General features: G+C 68.2%; 14 protein-coding genes. 7 read left to right on the forward strand and 7 right to left on the reverse strand.

All coding sequences use genetic code 11. The annotated features are described in order from the left end of the window. Positions 1-4 precede the first annotated feature (4 nt). Both rph and ACFYO1_RS12645 read right to left on the reverse strand, forming a co-directional pair. A complete protein-coding gene (gene rph, locus ACFYO1_RS12640) occupies positions 5-2602 on the reverse strand; it encodes a rifamycin-inactivating phosphotransferase (protein WP_387229970.1) in 2598 nt (865 codons plus the stop codon). Positions 2603-2746: 144 nt separating this feature from the next. After that, the gene (locus ACFYO1_RS12645; RefSeq protein ID WP_387229972.1) at positions 2747-3079 is read right to left on the reverse strand and encodes a hypothetical protein; all 333 of its coding nucleotides are present in this window, start codon (positions 3077-3079) and stop codon (positions 2747-2749) included. A gap of 302 nt (positions 3080-3381) precedes the next feature. On the opposite strand from ACFYO1_RS12645, the gene ACFYO1_RS12650 reads away from it, so the two are divergent. The 4 genes from ACFYO1_RS12650 to ACFYO1_RS12665 all read left to right on the forward strand — a co-directional run bounded on the left by ACFYO1_RS12650 (position 3382) and on the right by ACFYO1_RS12665 (position 7505). After that, entirely contained in the window at positions 3382-4182 is an 801-nt protein-coding gene (locus ACFYO1_RS12650) for a sigma 54 modulation/S30EA ribosomal C-terminal domain-containing protein (RefSeq protein ID WP_387229974.1), read from the forward strand. Further along, positions 4172-5131, forward strand: coding sequence for an acyl-ACP desaturase (locus tag ACFYO1_RS12655; protein ID WP_387229976.1), 960 nt, complete (start codon positions 4172-4174; stop codon positions 5129-5131). Before ACFYO1_RS12650 ends, ACFYO1_RS12655 begins: the two co-directional genes overlap by 11 nt. A 92-nt stretch (positions 5132-5223) precedes the next feature. After that, positions 5224-5871 carry a response regulator gene (locus ACFYO1_RS12660; protein ID WP_387229978.1) on the forward strand — a complete coding sequence of 216 codons (648 nt, stop codon included), beginning with the start codon at positions 5224-5226 and terminating at the stop codon, positions 5869-5871. A 41-nt stretch (positions 5872-5912) separates the two neighbouring features. Next, positions 5913-7505, forward strand: a complete 1593-nt coding sequence (locus ACFYO1_RS12665; RefSeq protein WP_387231854.1) for a GAF domain-containing protein — start codon at positions 5913-5915, stop codon at positions 7503-7505. Here ACFYO1_RS12665 and ACFYO1_RS12670 read toward each other — a convergent pair. Beyond that, a complete protein-coding gene (locus ACFYO1_RS12670) occupies positions 7502-7954 on the reverse strand; it encodes a pyridoxamine 5'-phosphate oxidase family protein (protein WP_387229980.1) in 453 nt (150 codons plus the stop codon). The genes ACFYO1_RS12665 and ACFYO1_RS12670 overlap by 4 nt on opposite strands. Before the next feature lie 92 nt (positions 7955-8046). Further along, the gene (locus ACFYO1_RS12675) at positions 8047-8403 is read right to left on the reverse strand and encodes a hypothetical protein (protein WP_387229982.1); all 357 of its coding nucleotides are present in this window, start codon (positions 8401-8403) and stop codon (positions 8047-8049) included. 178 nt (positions 8404-8581) lie between these two features. Between ACFYO1_RS12675 and ACFYO1_RS12680 the strand changes: the two genes are divergently transcribed. The 3 genes from ACFYO1_RS12680 (at position 8582) to ACFYO1_RS12690 (ending at position 11919) form a co-directional block, all read left to right on the forward strand. Further along, a complete protein-coding gene (locus tag ACFYO1_RS12680; RefSeq protein ID WP_387229984.1) occupies positions 8582-10339 on the forward strand; it encodes a hypothetical protein in 1758 nt (585 codons plus the stop codon). A 99-nt stretch (positions 10340-10438) separates the two neighbouring features. Further along, positions 10439-11203 (forward strand): LGFP repeat-containing protein, encoded by a 765-nt coding sequence (locus tag ACFYO1_RS12685; RefSeq protein ID WP_387229986.1) that lies wholly within the window; start codon positions 10439-10441, stop codon positions 11201-11203. A gap of 80 nt (positions 11204-11283) precedes the next feature. Further along, positions 11284-11919 (forward strand): hypothetical protein, encoded by a 636-nt coding sequence (locus tag ACFYO1_RS12690; protein ID WP_387229988.1) that lies wholly within the window; start codon positions 11284-11286, stop codon positions 11917-11919. Between the two features lie 7 nt (positions 11920-11926). Here ACFYO1_RS12690 and ACFYO1_RS12695 read toward each other — a convergent pair whose 3' ends face one another. The 3 genes from ACFYO1_RS12695 to ACFYO1_RS12705 form a co-directional block, all read right to left on the reverse strand. Then, entirely contained in the window at positions 11927-12373 is a 447-nt protein-coding gene (locus ACFYO1_RS12695; RefSeq protein WP_387229990.1) for a nuclear transport factor 2 family protein, read from the reverse strand. A 133-nt stretch (positions 12374-12506) separates the two neighbouring features. Then, complete coding sequence (locus tag ACFYO1_RS12700) at positions 12507-13421, reverse strand: alpha/beta hydrolase family protein (RefSeq protein WP_387229992.1); 915 nt, start codon at positions 13419-13421, stop codon at positions 12507-12509. 108 nt (positions 13422-13529) lie between these two features. Then, complete coding sequence (locus ACFYO1_RS12705; protein WP_387229994.1) at positions 13530-15632, reverse strand: acyltransferase family protein; 2103 nt, start codon at positions 15630-15632, stop codon at positions 13530-13532. Between the last annotated feature and the right edge of the window lie 40 nt (positions 15633-15672).

Consider the following 15672-nt stretch of genomic DNA (forward strand, 5'->3'; position numbering starts at 1 on the left):
CCTCTCACTCCGGCAGGAGCTCGACGTATCCGTCCGTGCCGTGCACCCGGATGCGCTGCCCGTCGCGGATCAACTCGGTGGCATGTTCGACGCCGACGACCGCGGGCAGCCCGTACTCGCGGGCGATCACCGCGCCGTGCGTCATCAGGCCGCCGACCTCGGTGACCAGGCCCTTGATCGCGACGAACAGCGGGGTCCAGCTCGGATCGGTGTAGGCGGTGACCAGGATGTCGTCCGCGTCGAGGTCGGCCTGCGCGATATCGGATACCACGCGGGCGCGGCCCTCGATCGTCCCGGCGGACACCGCCATTCCGGGCAGCGCGCCCGCGGGCAGGTCTTCGCGGCGATACGCTCCGGTGAGGGTCTCGCCGTCGGAGGTGAGCACGCGTGGCGCGGTGAGTGTTTGATACGTGCGGAACGCCGCCTTGCGCTCGTCGATGAGTTCCGCACTCGCGCTTCGCGTTCGGACCACCTCGGCGAGTTCGTCGAATCTCAGGTAGAAGATGTCCTCGGGTTCGCCGAGAACGCCTGCCGCCACCAGGCTTTCGGCCTCCCGCAGCAGCGCCTGCTTGTAGACGAAGTAGCGGCTGACCATGCGGTACTTCGGGTACTCCCGATACCCGGAGAACGTGCGGACGCGATCGATCATCCGCTCGGTCTCCTCGGCCTTCCGCTCACCGTCGGGCAAGGCGCGCAAGCGTTGCAGGACATCGAGTTTCGCCCGCTCGGCCTCGCGCAGGCCGTCCTCGAAAAGTTGCCTGCCCGCGCCGGGCCCGAAGTTCTTGATATTGCCGAGGATGGTCGGCACGAGGGTGGCGGGCCTTTCGGTCCAGCGTGGCCTGGTGATGTCGATCTCGCCGGCGCAGCGCATGCCGTACTTGTCCAGGAAGTCCTCGATCGCGATCCGGACCTCTTGACCGCCTTCGTATTCGGTGAGTTCGGCCAAGAAGTGGTCGTCCCCGGTCTGCTCGATCTTTCGCAGGTAGGCCACGACCTCCGGATGCGGGCGGATCACGTCGGCGACGTCCAGCAGGGCCAGGCCCATCTCCGAGGTCACGTTGCCGGGGACCGATTGGGTGAGGGCGTCGGCGGCGTTCTTCTCGCCGAGCCATTCCTGTAGCTGATCGTTGAGCCAGAACGAGGCGTCCATCGCGGCGTTGATCACCTGTAAACCCAACGGGGTGAACAGGACTCGCTGCAACTCCGGGATGTCGGACTTGATGAAGTCGAGCACGTCCGGTCCGGACACGGCCTGGATGTCACGGGTCAAGGCGGCGTAGGAGGCCTCGCTGGCCGCGATCAATTCGGTGACGATGCCCGGATCGGTCTCGATCGGCGCAGGCGCAGGCGCAGGCGGGGGTGTGGCGTCGGAATCCGGTTCCGGCACTTGACGAACGAAGCCGCGATCGATCACGGTCTGCAGCGCGTCGCCCATGAGGGGATCGGACTTGCCGAGCGCCGCGGCCACCCCGGCGCTGGTTTTCGGCGACGACAGCGCCCTGGTGACATCCACGAACAACCGGCCGCCCGCGTCCCGCATGGGCGCGCGACTCGTCATCTGCCACAGCGAGATGCCCAGCGGCTTCATCGCGTCGGTCATCATCTGCTGATGGCCGACCGACACGTAGACGTGGTTCTCCGTGTCGGCGGCGACGGGAATCGGGAACAGCGTGGTGATGGGCCTGCTCTGCACGATGCGGATGTCGTCGCCGTCGAGGCACCACTCGATGTCCTGCGGGCTGCCGAAGTGGGCCTCGATGTGGCGGCCGAGCTGTGCGAGCCGGAGCACCTCGGCATCGGTGAGGACCGGCTCGTCGCGGCGTTCCCCGGCGATCTCCCGCACCTCGGTTCCGCCGTCCGGGGCCGGCCCGACGGCGAGTTTCTTTGTCGCGATCGTCCTTCCGATGATGTCGCCGTCGCGCACCTGGTAGACGTCGGCGTTCACCAGTCCGGAAACCAGCGCCTCGCCGAGGCCGAAGCCGGCGTCGATGGACACCACCGTCCGGTCGGAGGTGACCGGGTCAGCGGTGACCAGAATCCCCGCGGCGCGCGAGAACACCATCCGCTGCACGACCACCGCCATCTGAACCTGCTTGTCGCCGAATCCGTTTCGTAGACGGTAGGTCGCGGCCCGCTCGGTGAACAACGAGCCCCAGCAGCGGCTGATGTGGTCCAGGATCGCCGACGGTCCGACGACGTTCAGATAGCTGTCCTGCTGGCCCGCGAACGACGCGGTCGGCAGATCCTCCGCGGTCGCACTGGACCGAACCGCGTAGGCGCCGTCCGCACCCAGCCGGGCGTGCGCGCCGACGATCTCGGCCGCGACATCGCCGGGAATGGGCAGTCCCTCGATCGTCTGCCGGATCTGCGCGCTGAGCGCACCGATCGCCGCCCGATCCTCGGGCTCCAGCCGCGACAACTCCGCCAGCCGATCCTCGATCGCCGGCCCGACGACCCGCGCGAACGCCTCCGTCGTCACACAAAACCCCGCGGGCACGTCCACCCCATCCACCCGCGACAGCTCCCCGAGGTTCGCCCCCTTACCGCCCACGATCGCGACCTGCGTCCGATCGATCTCCCCGAAGCCGAGCACATAGGCCATCCCGCTACTCCTCACCTGGTGGTTTCGGCATATCGCGAGCGATTATGGACCACAATCCGATGTCTCATGAGGACCCGGAATCGTGTATACAGTAGAAGGGGGATAGAAACGGTGCTCGGCACCGATCAACTCGCCAATTGCGATTCAAACATTCGGCATCAGCCCAACCCAGTGATCATCCAGGCGTTGCCCACCCCACCCCGCAGGCAACTGGCACATCGACCGCGCGCCGACCCTGGCGCGAACAGCGCTCATCCGCTCGATCGGCAGCGGTTCGAAGCTGACATCACCGAACTCGATCTGCTCGAACGACGCATTGGACTCGAAACACGCCCGCCCGAAGGTCACCTCCCCGGCCAGGCGATCGAGGGTGACCGTGCGTCTGAAGGTGTTCTTCCGGAGAAAGATTCGTAGATCACCGGACGTGCCCGAGGTCGAAGCGCGCGTGCCGTGATCGGCGGCGGAGCGCGCGGTCATGGAACTGATGACGACTACCTGTGCGCCGCTCGTCAGCTGTCTCGGCGATCGAAGGCCGCGTTCGGGCGGCGCCCCGAGGCCGAGTTCGGCTCGTGCTCGGACGAAACCCGCGGCGGGGAAACGCATGTCGTCCTCGGCGTGTACGTAGGTAGGGGTAGTCGCCAGCGAGGCTGGGCCGTACACAAAGGTCGGAACGTCCCTCGGGGACGGGACGTTCGGCACTGTTCGGTGGCAGGGGGTGGGTGGTGGTCTGTTTCTACGTTGACCGAGGAGATTAATCGGCTGGAAGAGGGTGGTATCGCATGACTTCCACGGAGTTGTGGTCGGTCGCGAGCGCTCCGGACCTCGAAGTGGCGGTGCGCGGGGCGGTGGATCCGAAGGATGTGGTGGCGGTGCGGCGGGAGGTCGGCGACGTGCTGCACGGTTACCGCGTGCACGAGCCGGCCCGGGTGCGGTTGTCGGTGCATCCGGAGGCGGGTGGGTCGGAGGTGCTGGCGCAGATCAATGTTCGGTGCCGGGCGGCGGCGGTGCGGGTTCAGGTCACCGGCCCCGGCCGGTTCGTGGCCGCCCTGGCCGCCGACCGGTTGGAGCGGCAGCTCATCCGATGCACCGCCGGGGCGATGCCGCGGGCCTGGCCCGATCCGGCCCGGCCGCCGCTGGCTTTCGTGTCCGAGCGGCGTCCGATCACCCGGCGAAAGTCGTGCACCCTGCTGACCGGAGACCCGTGGGAGGCGCAACGCGCGCTGGACGAGATGGATTACGACGCACACCTTTTCACCTGCGCGGAGACCGGAGAGGACGCGGTGATCTACCGGGCGGGCCCGTTCGGCGTGCGGCTGGCCCGCCAGCACACGGTCCGGCCGCCCGTACCCGCTATGCCGCTGACCGTGCATCCGCATCCCGCGTTGGTGCTGACCGGCGACGAGGCCGCCGCCCGCCTGTGCCGATACGGCCTGCCGCACCTGTTCTTCACCGATCCGGCCGACAAGCGCGGGCGACTGCTGCTCCGGCGCTACGACGGCGATCTGGCCCTCATCGGCCCCGCCGAGGTCACCGGAATCAGACTCATCGACCAGGAAGGCGAACACCTCTGTGACGCGTGATCTGACCCAACGCGAGGTGCTCACCGAACTCGAAGACATCGCGGCGAACTGCCTGAACCGGCACCTGTCCATGACGCAGGACTGGCAGCCGCACGAGTACGTGCCGTGGGACGAGGGCCGCAACTTCGCCGACCTCGGCGGAATCGCTTGGGAGCCTGCGCAATCGAAGCTGACCGAGGTCGCCAAGGCCGCCATGATCACCAACCTGCTCACCGAGGACAACCTGCCGTCCTACCATCGGGAGATCGCCGAGAACTTCTCCCGCGACGGCGCGTGGGGCACCTGGGTGGGTCGCTGGACCGCCGAGGAAATGCGGCACAGCACGGTGATTCGCGACTACCTGGTGGTGACCAGAGGCGTCGATCCGGTAGCGCTCGAGACCGCGCGCATGGTCCATATGACCAACGGCTTCGCTCCGGCGACCGCCGACCTCGAGGGTGCGGCCGGCTTCCTGCACTCGGTCGCCTACGTGAGCTTCCAGGAACTCGCCACCCGGGTGACCCACCGCAACACCGGCCTGGTCTGTGCCGACCCGATCGCCGATCGGATGTTGCAGCGCATCGCGGCCGACGAGAACCTGCACATGCTCTTCTACCGCACGGTCTGCGGCGCGGCCCTGGATCTGGTCCCTGACCAGGCGATCGAGGCGATCGCGAACATCGTGGAGAACTTCCAGATGCCGGGCGCGGGCATGCCCGGCTTCCGGCGCAACGGTGTGCTGATGGCCAAGCACGGCGTCTACGACCTGCCCCAGCATCTGCACGAAGTGCTTCGGCCGGTGCTGCGGCAATGGAAGATTTTCGAGCGCAACGATTTCACCGCCCGTGGCGAACGCGTACGCGAGCGACTGGCGAGCTTCCTCGACGCTCTGGAGCGGGTGCAGATCCCCAAGTTCGAGGAGAGCCGCGCCCGCCTGCTGGCCCGTGAGTTGAGCCGGCAGGACGTCTAGCCGAACGATTCGTGACGGTCAAGGGACCTTGGTCCTCGAAGGTTGGGCCGGACCCCGGTTCCGCGCGGCCTGCGGCTCCGTAGGCTGACACCATGATCAAGGTCTTTCTGGTCGACGACCACGAGATCGTCCGGCACGGCGTCGGCGAGCTGATCGGCTCGGAGCCGGACCTGGAGGTCATCGGCGAGGCGGGCAGCTACGCGCAGGCGATGGCCCGGCTGCCCGCGTTGCGCCCGGACGTCGCGGTGCTCGATGTGCGCCTGCCCGACGGCAACGGCATCGAGCTGTGCCGCGAGCTGCTGTCCGCGCACCCCGGCCTGCGCTGCCTGATCCTGACCTCGTTCACCGACGAGCAGGCCATGCTGGACGCGATCCTGGCCGGCGCCAACGGCTACGTGGTGAAGGACGTGACCAGCCTCGAACTGATCAGCGCCATCCGCGAGGTGGGCGCGGGCAACTCGCTGCTGGACAACCGCGCGGCGGCGGTGCTGATGGCCAAGGTCCGCGCGGACGCCGAGGCCGACACCGGCCCCCTGGCCGGCTTGACCGAGCAGGAACTGTCCCTGCTCGGACTGCTCGGCGAGGGACTGACCAACCGGCAGATCGCGGCGCGGATGTTCTTGGCCGAGAAGACGGTGAAGAACTATGTCTCCCGGCTGTTCGCGAAGCTCGGGGTCGAACGCCGCACGCAGGCCGCCGTGCTGGCCTCGCGGCTCGAGCTGGGCGACCGGCCGGCGTGACCGACGGCCGGACGCCGGTGACGCTGCCCCAGGACCGGCTCATGGAGGCGATGCTGGTGATCACCGCCGGCCTCGACCTCGATGACACGTTGCGCTCGATCGTGCACACCGCCATCGAACTCGTCGACGCCCGATACGGCGCGCTGGGGGTGCGCGAATCCGATCGGACGAGCAATCAGCTCGCCGAATTCGTCTACGAGGGCATAGACGATCGCACCCGTGGCCGGATCGGTGACCTGCCGCGCGGGCACGGGGTGCTCGGCCTGCTGATCGAACAGCCGAAACCGATCCGGCTCGCCGATCTGTCCGGCCACCCGTCCTCGGTCGGCTTTCCCGCCAACCATCCGCCGATGCACTCGTTTCTCGGTGCGCCCGTACAGGTTCGGGGCGAGGTGTTCGGCAATCTGTATCTGACCGAGAAGGCCGGCGGGCGGGAGTTCACCGAGGACGACGAGATCGTCGTGCAGGCGCTCGCGGCGGCCGCGGGCATCGCCATCGAGAATTCGCGGCTGTACGAGGAGTCCCGGGTTCGGCAGCGCTGGCTCGAAGCGACCAGGGACGTGGCCACCGAGTTGCTCGCCGGCGGGGAACGCGACGAGGTGCTGGAACTGGTCGCCGAACGTGCGCTGACCCTCACCGAGTCGGCGCGCACCTATCTGGCGCTGCCCGCGGACCGGGACCTACCGGCCGACGAGATCACCGAGTTGGTGGTGGTCGTCGCGGCAGGCAGCGATTCGGCGGCCTGCACCGGGCGGCGGATATCGCTCGTCGATTCGCCCTGCGGGATGGCCTTCCGGGAGGGGCGCGCGGTGGCGGTCGACCAGGTGCCCGGTATGCCGGATTCTGCGGCCAAATACGGTGCGGCGCTGATTCTTCCGTTACGGGCCGGGTCATCGGTGCTGGGTGTGCTCGGCACCGTGCGCCCCGCGGGCGCGCCGCCGCTGGACGCCGCGGCGCAGGCGATGATGGCCGCGATCGCCGACCAGGCGGCGCTGGCGCTGCGCTTGGCCGACAACCGCCGCCGCATGCGCGCGGTCGATGTGCTGTCCGAGCGCGACCGCATCGCCCGTGATCTGCACGATCACGTCATCCAGCGGCTGTTCTCGGTGGGACTGTCGTTGCAGGGCACGGTCAAACGCTCCGCCGCGCCGGACATCACCTCCCGGCTCACCGAGACCCTGGAGGACATCCAGGCCATCGTCCAGGACATCCGCCACTCGATCTTCGACTTGCAGAGCGACAGCGCCGCCGATTCGTCCAAATATCGAAAGCGGTTGCACGGCATTGTCACCGACATGACCGCCGACAGCGGACTGCGGACGACGGTGCGGCTGGCCGGCCCGGTCACCGTGCTCGCGCCGCCCCTGTCAGACGACGTCGAAGCGGTGCTACGCGAAGCGGTCAGCAACGTCGTCCGGCATGCCCGCGCCACCACGGTCGCCGTCGAACTCCGGATCCGGAACGAGGTCACGATCGAGGTGACCGACGACGGCATCGGCGTGCCGGACGATCTCTCCCGCCGCAGCGGCCTGGCAAACCTCGCCGCACGAGCCGAGCGACATGGCGGCAGTTTCACCGTCGAGCGCCGCGACGGTACGGGAACAGTGCTGCGCTGGTCCGCGCCCTTGCCCTAGGGATCGAGTCCGCGACAGTGCTCAAGCCGAACGTCGTGGCTCAACTGGAACATGCGGCCGGTGATGGACTGGACAGCGATCCGCACGTACTCGTATTTGGGCGTCTCCACCCAAGGGCGAATCGCGAGTCCGTCGGCATAGTGGATGTCGGCGGCGGTTCGCAGATGCTGAGCCCGCCCTCTGGCCACCACGCTCCACGCCTCCCGTTTCCCGGCCGTCACCAGGTCGGCTTCGAACAGGACGACGGAGTGGATGGTGAGAGTGACCAATTTGCTGCCGGGCGCGGTGCTGAAATATATCCCGCTCCGGTCCACGGCGTAGTTGACCGGGAAGATATCCATCGACCCCGAAGTATTGACCACGACCCGGCCGAGTCGACTCTCCGCCAACCTGTCCCAGCATTCCGCGACCGATAGCTCTCGCACTACCTGGTCTTCCTGACGGTCCATCGTGAGCACCTCCCTAGAGGATCGATCGCACCACGCTGACGAGTCTTCCGGCCAGGGACCTGCGACCCCGCTTCGGTGACCTTCGTCCCCGACTACATCGAGGCGAGGCTGATCGCGCCGAGCAAGGCAAGGGCGAACGCGGCCAGGACCGATAGGGCCAGGGGGCGGAGGAGGCCGGGGCCGAGGGCTCGGGCGAGGAAGTAGCCGACGCCGCCGCCGAGCGCCGCCAGCACGAAGCCCTCGCCTCTGATCAGGTAGAACACCGATGCCAGCGCCGCGTTGCCGACCTCGGCGACGCCGCGCGCGTCGTCGCCGAACGGAATCGGGAACCGGTAGACGATCCCGACCAGGGCGGCCGCGACCGGAGCGGCCAGCACCGCGATGATCACGCCCCACATCGCTACCGCCCATCGCGTGGCCGCGCTCGTCCGACCTTTCTCGATCTCCATGCATGCTCACTCTCTGGTCTCGGTAGATGAATCGTAGAGTTGCCGGCCTTTCGCGGACGCGCACCGTCCTCGGCAAGAGTTCGCCGGCGGTAGCGGCTACTGTCGGTGCCGGAATTGGTGTTGCTCGAAAGCTGGTGTGCGTGAACGGCGTTATGGGTTCGGTGCCGAGGGGGCGTCGGTGAGTGGGATGGGCCGGCGGCGGTTCCTCTTCGGGGTGTCGGGGGCCGCGGGGGTGCTGGCGGTCGGATTCGGGGGAGCCGGGTCGGCCGAGTCGCGCTCGCCCGCGCTGGAGACCGAGCACGGCAGCGGTGAAACACCGGGCGCGCGTGACACTCCCGCGGCCGAGGTGAGCACGTTCTTCGCCACCGCGGCGGTGGGCAACGCGCTCGAGGTCGACAGCGACAGCGACGGGGACCTGTGGGTGACCTGCTGGGCGGACGACGACAACCTGTACTCGGTCAACGGGGACGGCAGCGGATTCGGGTCCGGACCGCGGCACGACATCGCGGTGAATCGGATCAGCGGAGACCCGAAGAGCGGGTTCACCGGCGAGGTACTCGCGGTGTCCGACGCGGTCGGCGCCGTGTGGGGCGATCCCGAGCGGTACAACCGGAAGCCGACCGGGATCGTCTGCGTGGACGGACGGCTCTATCTGGCGATCCAGGACCTGCGGGCCGGTCACGCGGACATCGCGTTCAACGACGCGCCCAACGCCAGTGTTTCCTGGTCGGACGACCACGGGCGGACCTGGCACAAGACGCAGCAGCCGATGTTCACCGGGGGAGTCTTCACCACGATCTTCTTCATCGACTTCGGCCGTGACTCCGGCGACGCCACCGCGGCGCTGGGCGCGGATGCCGCGCGTTACGTCTATGCCTATGGCCTGGACGGCAATTGGCGCGGTTCGTTCACCGCGACGGTGGCCGATCCGTTCGATCTGTACCTGGCGCGGGCGCCGAAAGACGCTGTCGAGCAACGCAACCGGTGGGAGTTCTGCGCCGGTCTCGACGGCGGCAAGCCGCGCTGGAGCAAGCAGCTGGAGCAGCGCCGCGCGGTGCTGCGCGACACCCGGCGGCAGTACACGACGCTGCGGAACTACCGGGAGAACCCGCACAATCTCTCGGTCATCGCCCAGGGCGGTGTGGTCTACGTCAAGGCGCTGAACCGGTATCTGTACACGTCGTGGACGGAGTACACGTTCGAGTTCTACGAAGCGCCCGCGCCGTGGGGCCCCTGGAAACTGTTCCTCACCAAGGATTTCGGCGGCTACCCGTGGTTCGGGCGCGCGCCGGGGTGTCCCGGTCCGAAGAACGGCGGCTACGCCACCACGATCCCGTCCAAGTTCATTTCCCCCGACGGCACCTCGATGTGGGTGCAGTCGAACTGGTGGGTGGGCAGCGCGGGCGGCGACACCGCGTACAGCTTCAACCTGCGCAAACTCGCGCTGCAACCGTTCGGCGCGCAGTCGCCGGCGAACCAGCCGGATCCGCGGGACAACCTCGCCTACAGCGGCGCAAGCGTCACGCCCATCGAGAAGTCCGCGCACTACGGCCACACCGAGTACTACAACGACGGCGATTTCACCAAGAGCGAGAACAGCTTCGACCAGGAGAACAAGGACCTGGACTACTGGGGCTTTACCTGGTCGAAACCGTATCTGCTGAACCGGGTCGTCTACACGACCGGCGAAATGTTCGACGACGGAGGCTGGTTCGCTGCCGGGTTGCGCGTTCAGGTGCGGCAGAATTTCCAGTGGATCGACGCGCAGAACACGAAGGTCGAGCCGAGATACCCGTATACGTCCGCGACCGGCGCGTTCACCAGCTACACGTTCGACTTCGCCACGCTGGCCGGCGATGGCGTGCGGATCGTCGGGAAGCCCGGCGGCAGCGCGTATTTCACGTCGATCGCGGAACTCGAGGTCTATTACCGGTAGCGTGCCCGAGATACCCGGTTGTCAAGTGGCGCTGCGGCCCTGTCGAAAGCGCTCGGGCACAAGTAAAATCGGTGGATACCTGGGGCGCAAGGAGGGGTCATGTCACCCGATCCGCGGTATCCGAAGCACGGCCGACGTCGAGTGACCCGAATGGTCCGCGCCGCCACTGTCCTCGCGGCGCTCACCATGCTCTCCTTGAGTACCACCCAGGCCTCGGCACAGCCGTATCCGATCTACGGGGCGATCCGGGTCGAATACGACGAGGCCGGCGGCGTCGGCTTCTTCGGCCTGGCGGTGAACCCGGAGTCCGACGCCTCCCGCGGCGGCCGGCATCAGGAATTCGAGAAGGACAGCTCGATCTACTGGCACCCGCTGGTCTCCGACGGTCACGCCAACCAGATCGGCGGCGCGATCCGCGCCAAGTGGGACGAGCTCGGCGCGGAGGACGGCGCGTTGCGCTATCCCACCACCCGGGAGCTCGCGACCCGAAAGCCGGGGCGGTTCAACCACTTCGAGGGCGGCACCATCCACTGGTCGCGGGCGACCGGCGCACACAACACCTGGGGCGCGATCCGGGACAAGTGGGCCACCCTCTCCTGGGAGGACGGCCGGCTCGGCTTCCCGGCCACCGATGAGTTCCGCGCCAAGAACAACGGCGCCGGGCAGCATTTCGAGGGCGGTTCGATCTATTGGTCGGCCGATACCGGCGCGCGCGTGATCGTCGGCGCGATCCGCGATATCTGGGCGAGCCAGAACTGGGAGAACGGTCGCTACGGCTATCCGATCAGCGACGAATACGACTACAACGGCGGCCGCGCCCAGGACTTCCAGGGTGGCCGCATCGAATGGCGGCCGCCGCGCTGAGCCATTTATGCATGCTGTGCATATGTCCGTCCGTCGAGGGTACGCGGTAACCGCAGGTACTTCGACGAATGGAGGCTCTCATGAACGTCGACGACAACGTTGCCGCGGACCGCGGCCCCAGGCTGCGCATTCCGCGCAGTCGCGGCGCCCTCGGCGGGCTCGCGGTGTTATTGCTCGGAATCTGGGGTGCCCTGATTCCGTTCATCGGACCGTATTTCCATTTCGCCTACACACCCGATGACGCGTGGGTGTGGACCTCGGCGCGTGGCTGGCTCGAGGTGCTGCCCGGCGTCACCGCGATCGTCGGCGGCTGGCTGATGCTGGCCAGTCGCAACCGCCTGGTCGCCGGCTTCGGCGGCTGGCTGGCCGCAGCGGCCGGCCTGTGGTTCATCGCCGGGCCGTTCCTGGCGGACGCGCTGAGTATCGGCTCGCACGGCGACCCGGTCGCGACCTCCGACCTGAAACGCGCCGTCCTGCAACTGACCTTCTTCTACGGCCTCGGCGCGCTCATCCTGTTCTTCGCCGCCACCTCGCTGGGCCGGTTGTCCGTGCGCACCGCCCGCGATATCGCCTTCGCCCAGCGCCACGTCGCCACTCGCGCCGACACCCGGGGCGCGATCGCCGACGCGCCGGAACCGGTGGAAACCACCGACCGCCCGGCCTTCGGCACCCAGCCACGACTGACCAAGCCGGGACTGGGCGGCGGGCACGCGTGATCGAAGGTCAGTTGGCGGGCGCGGTGGGCAGTCCCTGCGCCCAGCTGCGGTGCTGGCCGCGCCGGGCGATCCGCCAGCCCTGCGGGGTGCGGACGTATTCATCGATGTACCACATGCCGAGCAGCGCGATCGGTGGTTCGCCGCCGTCCTCGGCGGGGAACGTGATCGCGTTGTAGCACATCACCCGGCCGGTTGCCCGGTCGCCGTCGACGTGGATTTCCGGGTTGCCCAGCAGGTGCTGGGAGGCGGGTAGGTAGGCCATGCTCTCGGCGAGCCATTTCTTGATGTCGGGGAGCTTGCCCGCGATGGCGCCGAACGGGGTCAGGTCGATGTCGGCGTCGGGCACGAATACCTTGTCCAGGGCTTCGAAATCCCGGCTGTCGACCGCAGTCGAATACGCCACCTGTAATTCCTGAATCTCCAGCCGGTCGGAGATTTCCTGAATGTCGAGCACCTGGCCTCCTATAACGCGATAACGAGAACCGAACGCTATCGGCCGCGAAGATTCGGCCACATCCCCCGACCAGCCGAACTCGCCAGCCGATCGGTTGAATCGAGAACGAGCCAAAGGCGTTGAGCCGTAATGGTTATCGGAGTTCGTTGACGTTGGCGAGGATGGTCTCGCGGGCGGCGGCCCACGCGGTCGAGTTGGCGTCGGCGAATTCGCCGTGCCCGGTGCCGTCGAGGATGCGCAGATCCGCGGTCTCGCCCGCCCGTTGCGCGGCGGCGACGTAGCGCCTGCTCTGCGCGGGGGCGACCACCGTGTCCCGGTCGCCGTGCAGGGCGCTGATCCGCACGCCGACGGGCAGGTGAGCGATCGGGGAGGCCATGCGATAGCGATCCGGAACGTCGTCGGGCCGCCCGCCGAGCAGCTTGCGGACGAACCCGTCGCGTCCGTTGTTCACCGCGAACTCCAGATCCAGCACGGCGGCCATCAGGGTGACGCTGCGAATGCGCACCGCGGTGGCTCGCGCTTCGGTGCTCTGCCGCCCGGCCACCCACGCCGCCAGTTGCCCGCCCGCCGAATGACCGGCCAGATGAACCCGGCGCAGGTCGAGGCGATTGCCGGAGCGCAGGTTCACCACGGTGGCGAGCGACCGCACGGCGTCATCGGCGTCGGTGAGCGTGATCGGCCAGCCGCCGGCGCCGTTGACCCGCCGATACTCGATGTTCCACACGGCGACGCCCGCCTCGGCCAGCGACGCCGCCAGCGGTCCGACATGGTCGAGCGTGCGATTCTGCGACCACCCGCCGCCGTGGATCAGCACGACCACGGGATACGGCGCGGCGGCCGCGGTGGGGAGATACAGATCACCGAACATGTCTGGGGAGCTGCCGTAGGCGATGCGCAGCGGGACGCCGGGAACGGCCGGTGCGGTGTCGAGGGTCACCGCGGCGGTGAAAACCGGTTCGGTGGCGGTATTTCCGACGATCACGGCGACGACGGCGAGTAACGTTGCCAGGCCCAGTTTCCAGGCTCGGCGAATGGTTCCGCTGACCACGATCCTCAAAACTCCCGAAACACCGACGACATCGTTGCCAACGTACTCGATGCCGCGAAATCGGACACTATTGCGCGCACCGAGATTTCACGGCACCGGTCCGGCCCGCTACCACCAGCCGAGCAACGGCTGTAGCCGACGGCCGAGCTCGTCGGCCAGGGAGCGCGAATAGCTCGCGGTCAGATGATGCTCGTCGTGATAGACCAGGATGTTGCCGATAGAGACCGGGCATACCGCGTCTTCGCAGACCGCGTCGGTGAGGTCGATCGGGTACACGTTCGGGAACGACCAGGTCGGCGCCAGCTCGGGATTGATCGGGTCGAGCGCGTCGGTGCGCTTCATCCCGCAGCCGAGGCGGTCGCCGCCCTTGGCCAGGCAGTCGATCGCCTTGTAGCGAACCCCATTGCTGCGCAACCACGGAGTGTCGCGGATCGCGATGACGTTGAGACCGCGTTCGCCGAGCGCCGACCAGACGTCGAGGTACTCGGGCGGGGTTTCGTCGCCCTTGTCGTCGCGCGGCCGGGTGCCGGTGGTGAACACCCAGTCCGGCCGGTCGGCGCCGAGCCGCTCGATCACCTGCTGGGACCAGTCGCGGCAGTCGGGGATCAGCTCGCCCTTGTACGTCGCGTCCTCGGCCAGGGTGAGCGGGCAGCCCATCTTCAGATAGACCTGGATGCGGAACGGATGCCGCTCGGCCAGGACCTCCAGCGCGGGAAGCCAGTGCTCGGCGTGCGAGCTGCCGACCACGGCCAGGGTGCGCGTGGCGTCCGGGTCGCCGTAGGTGCAGGTGATGAGTTCGGCGTTGTCCCAATCGGCGATGCAGCCGTCAGAGGTGGGCGCGGGCGCGTCGGCGGGCGCCTCGAACACCGTCGGCCGCATGCGCGCGTGCGGCGTGGGCCGGCCGGAGACCAGGGCTTCGGCCCCGGGATACAGGGTCGGATTCAAGGCGCCGACCGGTCGCGGCGGGCTGACCCCCACCGCGATCTGCCACAGCACGGTGACCGCGACCATCGGCACGGCCGCGGCCGTCACCACCCAGGTGGCGGTGCGCCGGGCCCGCGTCGAATGATCCGTGCCGCCCTGCGAGCGCACCCGCAGCGGTTCCTCGACCACGCGATGGGTGATCCAGGCCAGTACCACCGAGACCGCGATGATGGCCAGACCGTCGAGCAGTCCCGCGCTGGGGTGGCCGAGCTCGGCGAGCGCGAAGATGAGGATCGGCCAATGCCACAGGTACAGGGGATAGGCGATATCCCCGAGCCAGCGGATCCCCGGCGTCGACAGGAGCCGGTTGAACAGCGGCCGCTGATCGGCGGCGAGGTTGTTGCCCGAGACGATCAGCGCCGCGGCGGCGCCGACCGGCAGCAGGGCGTACGGGCCGGGAAATCGATTGGCTCCGTCGAGGATCAACCACCCGCACAACACGACACCGGCCAGGCCGAGCCCCGCCAAGACGAACCGAAGCGCTTGCGGCACCCGCAGATACGGGGCCGCGATGGCCAGTCCCGCGCCGGCCAGCAACTCCCACGCCCTGGCGAAGCTGTCGTAGTAGTTCCAGCCCTGATGGGTGGCCGTTCCCGACGCGGCCAGACCGAACGACGCGACGGCGGCCACGACGATCAGCGCGCCGAGCACCGGGCGCAGCTGCGCCGTTCGCGCACTGCGTCGGCAGGCCCAGGCGGTCCCCGCGACCAGCGCGAGCGCGGCCAGATAGAACTGGCCCTGGACCGACATCGACCACAGGTGCTGGAGCGGGCTCACCGAGGGATCCGCGGCCAGATAGTCCGACCAGGTCAGCGCGAGCTGCCAGTTCTGGTAGTAGAACATCGAGGCCAACGTCTGCGCGGCCACGTCCGACCATTGCGTGTAGGGCCGCAAGAGCACTGTCGCGGCCACGATCGCGGCCAGCACGACCGCCATCCCCGGCACCAGCCGGCGCGCGGTGCGCCGCAGCGTCTGACCGATGCCCACCGATCCGGTCGATTCGGCCCGGCGCACCAGCAATCCGGTGAAGAAGAAGCCGGACAGCACCAGGAAAACGTCCACGCCCCCGGACACCCGGCCGAACCACACGTGGAACACCACGACCAGCGCGATCGCCAGCCCGCGGAGCCCGTCCAGATCCGCGCGATAGCTGGTTGACGCGGACTGGTCCGGCGGGGTTACACGCTCATCCGGCGGAAGGGTCCATAGTGGGCGATGAATGGACACCGTACGAAGATTACTGCGGTGACCGCCCCTTCGGCGAATC

It is taken from the genome of Nocardia sp. NPDC006044 (genome assembly GCF_042871115.1).
Lineage (GTDB): Bacteria > Actinomycetota > Actinomycetes > Mycobacteriales > Mycobacteriaceae > Nocardia.

Bases quoted from the DNA above. Each gene is read 5' to 3' on its own strand.
- rph (WP_387229970.1), bottom strand. From the start codon at position 2,602: ATGGCCTATGTGCTCGGCTTCGGGGAGATCGATCGGACGCAGGTCGCG.
- ACFYO1_RS12645 (WP_387229972.1), bottom strand. From the start codon at position 3,079: ATGACCGCGCGCTCCGCCGCCGATCACGGCACGCGCGCTTCGACCTCG.
- ACFYO1_RS12650 (WP_387229974.1), top strand. From the start codon at position 3,382: ATGACTTCCACGGAGTTGTGGTCGGTCGCGAGCGCTCCGGACCTCGAA.
- ACFYO1_RS12660 (WP_387229978.1), top strand. From the start codon at position 5,224: ATGATCAAGGTCTTTCTGGTCGACGACCACGAGATCGTCCGGCACGGC.
- ACFYO1_RS12665 (WP_387231854.1), top strand. From the start codon at position 5,913: ATGGAGGCGATGCTGGTGATCACCGCCGGCCTCGACCTCGATGACACG.
- ACFYO1_RS12670 (WP_387229980.1), bottom strand. From the start codon at position 7,954: ATGGACCGTCAGGAAGACCAGGTAGTGCGAGAGCTATCGGTCGCGGAA.
- ACFYO1_RS12675 (WP_387229982.1), bottom strand. From the start codon at position 8,403: ATGGAGATCGAGAAAGGTCGGACGAGCGCGGCCACGCGATGGGCGGTA.
- ACFYO1_RS12685 (WP_387229986.1), top strand. From the start codon at position 10,439: ATGTCACCCGATCCGCGGTATCCGAAGCACGGCCGACGTCGAGTGACC.
- ACFYO1_RS12690 (WP_387229988.1), top strand. From the start codon at position 11,284: ATGAACGTCGACGACAACGTTGCCGCGGACCGCGGCCCCAGGCTGCGC.